Below are 11,186 nucleotides of genomic sequence, written 5' to 3'. Positions count from 1 at the left end.
GGGGCGCGGCGCCGACGGTTGCTGCGGGCCGTCGGGGCGCCGGCCGTTGGAACGGTGGCGGGGACGGTCCGCGACGAACCAGCTCGACCGGACGGTGGCGAAGACCGGCAGGTCGTCGATGAGCGTCTCGTCCTGGCGACGTGGTTCCTCCGCCGGCTGCTCCGGCACCGGGGCGACCGCCAGATTGCCGTCGGCGTCGACGAACGATCCGCCGAACCCGTCCTCGTCGACCGCCGGGCCGTCGAGCGCGGGCACCGCCGCGACGGGCAGCGCCCGCACGGTCGCGGTGCTCTCCGGGCGGGTGTCGCCGTCGCCCTCGGGCTGGCGCAGCAGGGTGGCCGGCACCAGGACGATGGCCATCGTGCCGCCGTAGGGCGAGGGACGCAGCTCCACCGAGATGGCGTGCCGCTCGGCAAGGCGGCCGACGACGAACAGGCCGAGCCGCTCGCTGGTCGACAGGTCGAAGGGGGGCGGGTTGGCCAGCCGCTCGTTGAGGGAGTGGAACTCCTCCGGGCTCATCCCGAGACCGCGGTCCTCGACCTCGATGACGAAACCGTTGGACACCTCGTGCCCGTTGACCTGGACCGGGGTGTGCGGCGGGGAGAAGGAGGTGGCGTTCTCGATGAGCTCGGCGAGCATGTGGATGACGTCACCGACGGCGTGCCCGCTGATGGCCCCGCCGTCGATGGGCATCACCTTCACCCGGGTGTAGTCCTCGACCTCGGCGACGGCGCCGCGCACGACGTCCTTGACGGCCACCGGTCGGCGCCAACCACGCGCGGGCTTGGAGCCCGACAGGACGATGAGGTCCTCGGCGTGGCGACGCATGCGGGTGGCCAGGTGGTCGAGGCGGAACAGCTCCTCGAGCTCGTCCGGGTCGGTCTCCTTGCGCTCCAGCGCGTCGATGACCTTGAGCTGGCGGTGAATGAGGGCCTGGCTGCGGCGGGCCAGGTTGAGGAAGGTGTCGCCGATACTCTTGCGCATCGCGGCCTGTTCCACCGCGGTGCGCACCGCGACGGCATGCACGATGGAGAACGCCTCGGCGAGCTGGCCGATCTCGTCCGTACTCTGTACTTCGACCGGGAATTCCTCCGCCGACAGGTCGACCTGTTCACCTCGGTGCAGCCTCTCGACAACCCCGGGTAGCCGCTCGTTGGCAACTTCGAGCGCGCCGCGCCGCAGCTTGCGCAGATGCCGGATCATCGGGCTCGCGACCAGCAGCGAAATCACCACCGACACGACCAGGACCAACGCGACGCCGATACTGCCGAACACCGCGTTACGGGTGGCTGAACTGGCGATGTCCTCGCTGGTGGAGCCCAGGTCGGTCGCGATCCGCCGCTCGACCTGGCGCATCGCCGCGATCTTCTGGTCCACGGTGGTGAACCAGATCTGCTGGGTAATCGTCAGCTGCTGGCCATTCTGAACGGCGTTGACCGTGTCGTCGCGCATTGCGGTGGCAGCCGAGATGGTGCGGCCGACGGTGACGTTGTAAAACGCCTGCTCATCCGCGGTGGCGGTGGTTCGGAACTGCTGCAGCCAGGCGTCCTCGGCGCCGGCCGCGGTCTCGATCTGGCGCAGGGTCTCGGAATCCGTCCGACCGAAAATGATCACTCGGCCGATCGCGCCGCGCTGCTGGGCGGCTTCCTCCTTCGCCCGCGAGATACCGACGAGCGTGGTGGCTCCGTTGACCAGCGACACGTCGTCACTGCCGGTGGCGAGGCTGGCGTTGAGCGAAAGGAGATCGTGCACCAGGTCGTCGTAGAAAATGATGTTCTGGTCGACCTGGGCCTGCCGGGCGTCGATCGCCTTGCGCTGCGCGGGCAGCCGGTCCAGGCGCGTCGAGATCGACGCCAGCGTGGTCGCGAGGGCGTCCCGGGCGGCCGAGGGCAGCCCGGCCTCGCCGGCACGATAGGTCCCCAACGCCTGATCCACCGGGCCGCGGGTGGCGACGGTGGCCTGTCCCGGGCCGGCGGCCATGTAGTTGGAACCGACATAGGCGTTCGTCGCGTACCGCTCGGCCTGGAGCGCGGCGACCAGGTCGTTGCCTTTGATCGAGAAGGCGGCCAGCGCCTTGATGCGGTTCGCGGCCCGTACGTTGTCGACGTTCCCCCGCACCTGTATCGCGCTCAGTACCGCCAACGCGGCCAGGGGGACGACGAGAATCACCACGAGCTTCGAGCGGATGGGCCAATTCTGGAGCATCCGGTCCTCTCGTCCGGCACCCGGGAGTTGGGCGCCTCATGTGCGGGGTGAGTGTTCGAGTTCAACGGGACTAGTCCCCGAAGGACCACACGCGACAACACCCGGACCGGGGTATTGGGAGCGAGGCCCGAACATCGGGTGAATGTTCCTGGGGCGCCGATAACTCTAGCGGGTGAATGAAGCGGCCGCGTTAGGGGCGGGGCCCTTTAACGGAAGAGCATGGCGGCGTCGCACCGCGTGACGGACATTCGTTCCGAACCGCGAAGACCGATAGGGCAGCCACTCCGAATTGGAATCAGCGTAGCCCGGACCAAGCAACGTCCACGCACCGGAACGAGCACTGATTGGCAGCAGATGGCAGGAGCCGGCACAGGCACCCCGGTCGGCGGCGCGGGTTCGATGGCCGAACTCTCGGCCGGCGACAACACAAACACACGAATGTTGCCCGGAACACATCCGCACATCGCGGGACGCACAGCGGCGGTCACGTCGCCGCGGGCGTCCGTCCCTCAGCGTTGCAATACGCGCTCTTATCGGCTTGTGAAGAGCCCGTCTCGGGACTCCCCAGCACCCGACATGACCCGGCAATGCCCACCCGCGCGGCAGCCGACGTGGGCGGGACATACCCCGGCGGCCGGCGTTTCAATCCACCCGGTGTGCCGGATCCCGGCACACCGGGCAGCGCGGGCACGGGCCGGCCATGGGAAGGGGCCGGCGGTCGGTTCAGCCGGCCCTCGGTTCAGCCGGCGGTCGGTTCAGCCGGCCCTCGGTTCAGCCGGCGGTCGGTTCAACCGGCGGTCGGTTCAACCGGCGGTCGGCGCGGGTGACGGTCGGTCGTCCCGGCTCGCCGAGGCCGGCGGGCGCACCCGGTGGACCAGCGCCGTCTGGCTCACGGTGGCGACCAGCGCACCGGTGCGGTCGTACATCCACCCGCGCACCTGCGCGACGTTGCGGACGATCGCCTCGACCCGCACGTCGAGCAGCACCCACTCGCCGGTCGGGACGGTGACGATGCGCAGGCTGTTGTCAAGGCTCGTGCCGGCGGCCATGTCCCCGGTGGCCTCGATGAGTCCGACCGGGGCGAAGTCGCCGAGCAGGGCGAGCACCCCGGCGTGCAGCGGCAGCCGGGGCCGCAGCCGCAGCCACAGCGCGCTGCGCCCGCCGCCCGGCCGCCCGTCGAGGTCGGTCCGGGCCGGGCGGGCCCATCGCTGCTCGACCAGGGAGATCACGCCGTCGCGGGGAAAGTCCAGCCAGGTCGGGTACTCCCGTGGTGGGCAGCCGTCGGGATCCGGCGCCCAGTCCCCGTCCGGGCCGAACCGGCTGACGGCGCCGGTCACCCGGCTGAACGTACCGCCCGCGAGGAACACCAGCCGGCCGGCCGCGGTGGCACGCACGACGACCTGCGACAGTCCGCCGCTGCCCGGGTCGACGCTCAGCTCGACCTCTTCACCGGCATGCACGGGGGCGAGGAACTGGGTGTGCGCCCACAGGCAGTCCCGGCCGCCACACGCCTGGACGAAGGCGATCGCGGCGGCGAGACCGCAGCCGCCCCACAGGGTGCCCCGCGTGTTGAGCAGATGGGCGTCGGCCACGAAGCGGCCGCGGTACTCCCCCGGGTCGACCGTCAGCCCGAGCAGCTCGGCGAGGGAGGTGGCGTCGCCGCGGAGGTCACCGCGAGACCGGTCGGCCCGCTGCGGACCGGCTCCCGGACGGAGCTGGGTCGGCAGATCGGCCGCAGGTCTGGGCGGGATGCCGGGTTCACACGGGTCTGTCACGTTCTCATCCTGGCAGGCCCGGTCGGGCCCTGCGGCCGGGTCGTCCCGACCGGACCCACCCGGGGAATGCTTTCGCGCGGGGCCGACGCGGTGACACAGTACGTGGCGGTGACACAGTACGTGTCAGCCCACTGCCCGTCGGCACGAGGAGGCCGCACTGAGCAGCCAGATCGAGACCGAGGTCGCCGACGGCGTGCTCACGGTACGGATCGCGCGCCCGGACAAGCGCAACGCCCTCACCCAGGCGATGTACACCGCACTCGCCGACGCGTTCGCGAAGGCCGAGGCCGACGCCGGGGTGCGGATCATCCGGATCTGCGGCAGCGGCGGCTCGTTCACCGCCGGCAACGACCTCGCCGACTTCCTGGCCACGGCCGACCTCGCCCCGGACGGCCCGACGATGACGTTCATCCGGACGGTCGCCCGCGGCACGAAGCTGCTCGTCGCCGAGGTCGACGGGCCGGCGGTGGGCATCGGCACGACGCTGCTGCTGCACTGCGACCTGGTGTACGCCACCGAACGCAGCACCCTGGGCATCCCGTTCGTCAACCTCGGCGTCGTGCCCGAGTTCGGCTCGTCCCTGCTGCTGCCGCGCCGGGTCGGGCCCGCAGCGGCGGCAAGGCTTGCGTACTTCGGCGAACCGTTCGGCGCCGCGCAGGCCGCCGGGCTGGGGATCGTCACCGAGGTGCTGCCCGACGCCGACGCGCTGCGCGCCCGGGTCGACGACCGGGTCGCGGCGCTGCTGGCGCAGCCGCCACAGGCCCTGGCCGCCACCCGCGCCCTGCTCCACGACGGCGGAACCCCACGGGTGCTCGAACGGATCGACGTCGAGGGCGCGATCTTCGCCGAGCGGCTCGCCTCGGCGGAGGCGCAGGCAGCGATGACCGCGCGGCTGCCGGGCCGAGCGGCGCCGCCGCGGACGCGCTGAAGCCACCGTCCGTGACCCGACCGCTCCCCCGGCCGAGTGGGGGCACAGCCCCCGCTCGGCCCGGTCCGGCCAGGGCGGCCGGTTCACCCGGGCGTGACCGGGCATACCGGGGACCGTGACCAGTTCCCTGCCGCGCCAGCGCGATCAGGGGGACGTCCTGCGGCGCCGGCGCTGGTGGCACCGCCTCTCCTCCGGTCCGCCGGGCGCGCCGCCGGCGCGCAGCGCCCTCGGGCTACGCCGGGTGCTCGCCGTGTTCGGCCTGGTCTTCTGCGCCGTCACGGCGGGTCTGTTCGCGGCGCGCGACCAGCCCGCCGCCGCGGGGGTGCTTGCGCTGCTCGCTCTGGTGGCCCTCGTCGACCTCGCCGTCATCCAGCGCCGGCTGCACCAGCGTTCCCATTCCCGCCGGTCCCCACCCCGGCGGCCGTGACCGCCTGCCGCCCGCGCCCGACGATGTCCGGCTCCGGCCGCATAAGGTGTCCGAGGATCAGCTGATCAGATCCGTCGGGCCCGGGCGGGCATCGAGGTGGTACGGGAGAGGGACGGCGGCCGATGAGCGAGCCGGCGGGCGGCGGGCGGCCGGTACCGGCCGGGTTGGCCCGGGGCACGGCGGACGAGCCCGGGTTGCGTCACGCGCTGCGCCGGATGCGCCTGGTCGCCACCGGGCTGCTCGCCGCCGTCGTGACCCTCTACCTGCTCGCGCAGGGTTGGCACAGCCATGGCGGGCCCGGCTGGGTGGGGTACGTGGCCGCCGCCGCCGAGGCCGGCGTCGTCGGCGCGTTGGCCGACTGGTTCGCGGTGACGGCCCTGTTCCGTCACCCGCTCGGCCTGCCGATCCCGCACACGGCGATCATCCCGCAGCGCAAGGACGCCCTCGGCCGGGGCCTGGAGAACTTCGTCAGCACGCACTTCCTCGCCGAGGACGTGATCCGGGAGAAGGTCGACGGCATCGGCGTCTCGGTGCGGGTCGGGTCCTGGCTGCGCCAGCCGCGCCATGCCGAGCGGGTGACGGCCGAGATCGCCCAGCGACTCACCTCCGTCATCTCCGGGATGAGCGATGACCTGGTCCGCGAGGTCGTGGAGAAGGCGGTGCTGCCCCGCGTGGTCGAGCGGCCCTGGGCCGGGGTGCTCGGCGCGGCGTTGCAGCGGGTGCTCGACGACCGGCTGCACGTCCGGCTCGTCGACGTCCTCGTCGCCGAGGTCCAGGAGTGGCTCACCCGCAATCCGGAGGTCTTCACCCGGCTCGTGGTCGACCAGGCGCCGAGCTGGACGCCGCAGTGGCTGGACGAGGCGGTCGCGATCAAGGCGTATGACAAGGCGCTGGAGGCGGTCGCGGAGCTGCGTGTCAACCCGGAGCACCGGGTGCGCCAGACGCTGGACCGGTTCCTGGGCGACTTCGCCGAGCGCCTGCGCACGGACCCGAGCCTCGGCGAGCAGGTCGAGCAGATCAAGCAGCGGCTGCTGGGGCACGCGGAGGTCGGCCGGGCCGTCGCCGCGATCTGGGCGACGACGCGGACGATCCTGCTCGACCTCACCACCGATCCGACCAGCACCGCCCGGGTGCGGGCCACCGACGAGCTGGCCGCGTTCGGGGCGCGGCTGGCCACCGACCCGGAGCTCGGCCGCACCGTCGACCGGGCCGCGTCCGACCTGGCCACCCGGGCGGTCCACCGCTACCAGGGTGACATCGCCGCGATCATCGGGGACACGGTCGCGAGCTGGGAGCCCGAGGAGACCTCGCGGCGCATCGAGCTGCACGTCGGCCGGGATCTGCAGTTCATCCGGATCAACGGCACGGTCGTCGGCGCCCTCGTCGGGCTGATCATCCACGCCCTCACCGAGCTGGCCTTCTGACCCTGCCCGTCACCCGCCACCCGCCGGCGCCTTCCGCCACCGGCGGCGGTGACGCCGCGGCCATCCCGCCGGCACATCCGACCCCGCATCGGCACCGCAATCCGCACGGCCCGACGCACGGGAAAGCAGGCGTGCGGCCGGGTGGGCAACAGCACCCGCAGCAGCATCGGAGCCTGCACGTGCACAGGGACGGGCCCGGTCGGCCCCGGCCCGCGGGGCTACCGGATCGGGGGTGTCGGCCGCCCGGCCCTCCCCGGCCGTGCCGTCAGGCCCGTCACACCGCCCCGGCCACTCCGACCGCCCGGCCACCCTGCCCCGGCGCCGACCCGGTCGGACTGTGCCCACCGGGCCACCCGGAAGGGCGATACCGCCGGTGGTCCTCCGGGGAGGCGGCCGACCCACCCGAAGGTCCCGTCGCACCCGTGCCGGTCGCCACGTTCGCGACGGTCTCCTGGTCCCTCGTGCCGCCGCACCACCGCACCGGCGTCGATCTGGCCGTGACCGCGGTCATCCCGGCGCCGCTGGTGCTGTTCTGCCTGCTCAGCGGGCAGGCGGGCGGGCCTTTCGCCGGTCGGCACAGGCCGACGTTCCCGATAGTGACCCTCATCGCGTCCCTGCTCGCCCTGGCCCTCGCGATGGGTGATGGCGCCACGATTGTTGCTGCGATGCAAGCGGTGGGTGCACACGCCATCAGCCCGATGTCACCCTCGCCGGGGTGTTCGCCCTGGCCACGCGGGCAGTACGGACCACCACGACACGCTGCGCAACCACCGCTGCCGCGGCGCCGCGGCCGCTCGGCGGACATGGCCGGGATGGGGCGGACGACCGTGCGGACGCGCACCAGCACGCCGCCGCACGGTGACCGCCCGAACCGGCACAGAGGGGTATGCAACGGCTCGTTGCGTGCCGCGGCCCTATCCCGATCCACGGGTCGTCGATGTACCGTGAAGGAGACGACGGCCCGAGCGGCTGTCCGCGCCCGGCTGAATGGTCGGGTGTGCGAGGTCGGTGCGAGCGCCATAGCGGGAATCACCCGCCGTTGGGTCTGGTCGCGGAGCCGGCCGTACCCCGGCCGCCGGACGATGCAACGGGCTGGTGTGGACCTCCTCACCCGTCCAATTGATCTCATGGTGGCCCTGACCTGATCGGCGGATCCCTCTGTCTCAGCACGGAAACTCCCAGTCCCATGCTGCCCATCGCCAGCCTCGCCCGGCCCGTGGCCGCGGCGTTCCGGTTGGTGCCGGACGCGGCGGCGGCCGCGCCGCGGGCCGCGGTCCCCGGCCCGGCGGCTCCCGTGTCGGCGGCCCGGCACGCCCGGCCGCTCCCCTCATCACGACGCGCGACCCCCGGCCCCCGGCCGAGTCGTTCGAGGCCGCCGGCCTGCCCAAGCGCCTGATCAAGGCGCTCGCCGACCGCAACATCGCCGCACCGTTCCCGGTGCAGGCCTCGACCCTGCCCGACGTGCTCGCCGGGGAGAACGTCCTCGGCCGGGCGCGCACCGGCTCGGGCAAGACGCTCGCCTTCGGGCTGCCTCTACTCGCCCGGCTGGCCAGCGGCGGTCCGGCGCAGCCGCGCCGTCCCCGCGCCCTGGTCCTCGTCCCGACCCGTGAGCTGGCCCAGCAGGTCAGCGACGCGCTCGAGCCGCTGACCCGGGCGTTGAACCTGCGCCTGGCGCCGGTGTACGGCGGGACGTCGATCAGCCGGCAGATCTCGGCGCTGCGCCGCGGCGTGCACCTCGTCGTGGCCACCCCGGGCCGGCTGACCGACCTCGTCGAGCGCAGCGCCTGTGAGCTCGGCGAGATCGAGATGACGGTGCTGGACGAGGCCGACTTCATGTGCGACCTCGGCTTCCTGCCCGCCGTGCGGGCGCTGCTCGACGCCACCCCGTCCACCGGGCAGCGGCTGCTGTTCAGCGCGACGCTCGACCGCGAGGTCGAGGTCCTGGTCCGGGACTACCTGCCCGACCCGGTCCTCGTCGCGATCGACTCGGAGACCTCCCAGGTCAGCACGCTGGTCCGGCACGCCCTCGAGGCGCCCGACCGCGCCGCGCAGGTCGCGCTGGTGACGGCGCTCGCCGGCGGCTCGGGCAGCACCCTGGTCTTCGTCCGGACCCAGCGGGACGCCGACCGGGTCGCCGAGTCGCTCAGCCGCGCGGGCGTGCCGGCCGAGCCGCTGCACGGTGGGATGCCGCAGGGGGCCAGGACCCGTGCGCTGGCCGGTTTCACCGACGGCTTCTACCGGGTGCTCGTCGCCACCGACGTCGCCGCCCGCGGCATCCACGTCGACGGCATCCGGCTGGTCGTGCACCTCGGCCCGCCGGAGGACGCCAAGACCTACCAGCACCGCGGCGGGCGGACCGCGCGCGCCGGCGCGGACGGCGCCGACGTGTTGGTCACCCTGCCCGCCGAGCGGGGCAAGGTGCGTGGGCTGCTGCGCGCGGTCGGCATCGAGGCCCGCCCGGTCCCGACCACGCCGGACGACCCCATCGTCCTGGAGCTCGCCGGCCCGCCGGCCCCCCGGATCAGCAAGGACGAGATCCCGCAGGCCCGCACGGCCGGCGCGACAGGTGGGCACGGGCCGCGCGTCGGCTCACCCCGGACCGGCGGCGGCCGCGACGGCGAGCACCGGCACGCCCGCCGCGACGGCGGCCACCGCTTCGGCCGGTCCGGGGCCGCGCACTGCCGGCCGCAGCGGCGCGCCGGCGCCCCGGCTGCCCCGACCTCCGCAGCCCCGGCCCCGACGGCCTGACCCGCCGCCGGCCTGACTCACCGCCGGCCTGACCCACCGACGGACTGACCCACCGACGGCCTGACCCGCCGCCGTCCACCCGCTCCCGACGCCGGCGCCGCCGCCCTGATCCGTCAGGGCGGCGGTGCCGGCCGGGATGGGGTGCCGGCCGGGATGGGGTGCCGGCCGGGATGGGGTGCCGGCCGGGCAGCGGCGGCGCAACCCGCACGGGCTGCCGTGCCCGCCCCGTCGACTACCCTCGACAGGCCCGTCACCAGCCACGGAGCACCGACACGTGACGCGACGGTTCGGATCTGTGGTGTGAGCAGGGCCACCCGAGGTCTTTGTGTGCCCCGTCCGCTCGATACCGTTTTAGGAACAGGTGTCGACATCGATGGAAGGAGCGCGCACATGGAGCAGGACCAGTCGACCCATCTGACCTCGGGTCTTTCCGGACCGGGTCCGCGGGACAGTGTCCCCGGCGCCGTCGACGCAGCGGAGGTCGCGGAGATCACGACCGAGAAGATCGCGTTCGGTTCCGTCGCGAACCCCAAGCGGCTGCGGCTCGGGGTCTCCCGCTCGTTGTGACCCCTACCGGGTCAGGATTTCTCCAGGTCGGCCGCCGTCGGGCGGCCGACCTTGCGTTTCTTCTCACCGACGCCGGCTTCCGGTCGGCGTCGGGGTGGTCCTACCGTCGAGGGATGAGCAGCCCCGAGACGACCCCGCGCGCCGCCGGCTCCACCGGATCCACCGCTCCGAGACCGGCCGGCACGGGGCACGAACGCGTCACGGCGCCGGCCAGCGGTGACGGCTTCCGCTCGTCCTGGGCACAGCTCGACGGCCCGGTGCACGTCGTCGACTTCGGCGGGCCGGCCGACGGTCCGCTGCTGCTGTGCGTGCACGGCCTCGGCGGCTCCTACCTCAACTGGCTGCCGCTCGCCCCGCTGCTCACCACCACCCACCGGGTGATGGCCGTCGACCTGGCCGGTCACGGCCGCACCCCCGCCGCGGGCCGGCGCACCGACGTGCTGGCCAACCAGGGTCTGCTCGACCGCTTCCTGACCGAGGTCCTCGACACCCCGCCCATCCTGGTCGGCAACTCGATGGGCGGCATGATCAGCGTGATGCAGGCCGGCCGCCGGCCCGACTCGGTCGCGGGCCTGATCCTCGTCGACCCGGCGCTGCCCCGCCCGCGCGGCGTGCGCCCGGATCCGGAGATCGCCCGCATCTTCGCCGGCCTGTTCGTCCCCCGCCTCGGCGCCGCGGTCCTCGCCCGCCGCCGGACCCGGTTCACCCCCCGGGAACTCGTCGACCAGAGCCTGCTGCGGCTCACCGCCGACCCGAGCGCGATCCCCGAGCCGGCGCTGGCGGCGATGGAACGCGCCCAGCGGGAGCGCGGCGGGCTGCCCGACGCCGACCAGGCCTTCGTGGGCGCGGCCCGCTCGGTGGTGTGGTCGCTGCTGCGCCCGGCGCCGCTGGCGCACATGGTCCGCACCGTGCCGCAGCCGACGCTGCTGCTGCACGGCTCCGCCGACCGGCTGATCCCGGTGGGCGTGGCCCGCAACGTCGCCGCGCAGCGGCCCGACTGGCGGGTGGAGATCCTCGACGGCCTGGGCCACGTGCCGATGCTCGAGGCCGCGGAGCTGACCGCGGACCTCATGGCGGACTGGCTGGGCCGCGAGGGCCGCGCGGCGGCCGAG

At 73.7% G+C, this 11,186-nt stretch carries 8 protein-coding genes; 6 read left to right on the top strand and 2 right to left on the bottom strand.

Annotated features, from left to right (window positions below; translation table 11 throughout):
• Both FRAQA3DRAFT_RS02650 and FRAQA3DRAFT_RS02645 read right to left on the bottom strand, forming a co-directional pair.
• On the bottom strand, window positions 1-2,205 hold a 2,205-nt coding region (locus FRAQA3DRAFT_RS02650), incomplete at its 3' end, for a nitrate- and nitrite sensing domain-containing protein (RefSeq protein ID WP_009737515.1).
• An 803-nt stretch (window positions 2,206-3,008) separates the two neighbouring features.
• The gene (locus FRAQA3DRAFT_RS02645) at window positions 3,009-3,980 is read right to left on the bottom strand and encodes an acyl-CoA thioesterase II (RefSeq protein WP_009737514.1); all 972 of its coding nucleotides are present in this window, start codon (window positions 3,978-3,980) and stop codon (window positions 3,009-3,011) included.
• A gap of 193 nt (window positions 3,981-4,173) precedes the next feature.
• Between FRAQA3DRAFT_RS02645 and FRAQA3DRAFT_RS02640 the strand changes: the two genes are divergently transcribed.
• From FRAQA3DRAFT_RS02640 to FRAQA3DRAFT_RS02615, 6 genes are all read left to right on the top strand, one after another.
• The gene (locus FRAQA3DRAFT_RS02640) at window positions 4,174-4,908 is read left to right on the top strand and encodes an enoyl-CoA hydratase-related protein (RefSeq protein WP_232291887.1); all 735 of its coding nucleotides are present in this window, start codon (window positions 4,174-4,176) and stop codon (window positions 4,906-4,908) included.
• Between the two features lie 115 nt (window positions 4,909-5,023).
• The gene (locus tag FRAQA3DRAFT_RS02635; protein ID WP_009737512.1) at window positions 5,024-5,335 is read left to right on the top strand and encodes a DUF6343 family protein; all 312 of its coding nucleotides are present in this window, start codon (window positions 5,024-5,026) and stop codon (window positions 5,333-5,335) included.
• 122 nt (window positions 5,336-5,457) lie between these two features.
• Window positions 5,458-6,759, top strand: a complete 1,302-nt coding sequence (locus FRAQA3DRAFT_RS02630; protein WP_009737511.1) for a DUF445 domain-containing protein — start codon at window positions 5,458-5,460, stop codon at window positions 6,757-6,759.
• Window positions 6,760-8,196: 1,437 nt separating this feature from the next.
• A complete protein-coding gene (locus FRAQA3DRAFT_RS02620; RefSeq protein ID WP_157467019.1) occupies window positions 8,197-9,507 on the top strand; it encodes a DEAD/DEAH box helicase in 1,311 nt (436 codons plus the stop codon).
• Between the two features lie 390 nt (window positions 9,508-9,897).
• On the top strand, window positions 9,898-10,074 hold the full coding sequence (locus FRAQA3DRAFT_RS35695) for a hypothetical protein (RefSeq protein WP_009737508.1): 177 nt from the start codon (window positions 9,898-9,900) through the stop codon (window positions 10,072-10,074).
• Between the two features lie 113 nt (window positions 10,075-10,187).
• Window positions 10,188-11,186, top strand: a 999-nt coding sequence (locus FRAQA3DRAFT_RS02615) for an alpha/beta fold hydrolase (RefSeq protein WP_063820776.1), incomplete at its 3' end; no start/stop codon positions are given.

Source organism: Frankia sp. QA3, from assembly GCF_000262465.1.
Classification (GTDB): domain Bacteria; phylum Actinomycetota; class Actinomycetes; order Frankiales; family Frankiaceae; genus Frankia.
The sequence above is the reverse complement of the archived record's forward strand: the minus strand, read 5'-3'. Positions and strand labels throughout refer to the sequence as shown.

Bases quoted from the DNA above. Each gene is read 5' to 3' on its own strand.
- FRAQA3DRAFT_RS35695 (WP_009737508.1), top strand. From the start codon at position 9,898: ATGGAGCAGGACCAGTCGACCCATCTGACCTCGGGTCTTTCCGGACCG.
- FRAQA3DRAFT_RS02630 (WP_009737511.1), top strand. From the start codon at position 5,458: ATGAGCGAGCCGGCGGGCGGCGGGCGGCCGGTACCGGCCGGGTTGGCC.